The sequence below is a fragment of the Leptotrichia sp. OH3620_COT-345 genome (genome assembly GCF_003932895.1).
Classification (GTDB): Bacteria; Fusobacteriota; Fusobacteriia; order Fusobacteriales; family Leptotrichiaceae; genus Pseudoleptotrichia.
In genome coordinates this window covers 1-224 of the sequence record NZ_RQYW01000230.1, presented here as the reverse complement: position 1 = coordinate 224, position 224 = coordinate 1, and the positions used below count along the sequence as shown (strand labels likewise).

Annotated in this window: 1 protein-coding gene; it reads left to right on the top strand. The window is 39.3% G+C overall.

Annotated elements, in window-relative coordinates; translation table 11 throughout:
* Positions 1 to 12: 12 nt before the first annotated feature.
* A partial coding sequence (locus EII29_RS11880) for a hypothetical protein (protein ID WP_148096465.1) occupies positions 13 to 224 on the top strand: 212 nt, incomplete at its 3' end.

Genomic DNA, 224 nt, shown 5'->3' with positions numbered 1-224 from the left:
CCGTCAAGAGGTATGGCGGCAGATTTATTGGAAAGTTTTACAGGAAAAGTATTTGACGGAAGTTGGTCGAGCTTATGGTTGTCAACGGGCATATCAAGAGGCTCAGCATTGGCAATATCATCAGGCGATAAGAGAGTAAAATATGACCTTGGCTTATACAGTCAGGGAAATATAGTAGGATTAGGAGCATTTAATGTATTAAAGAATAACGGAATACATTTAGG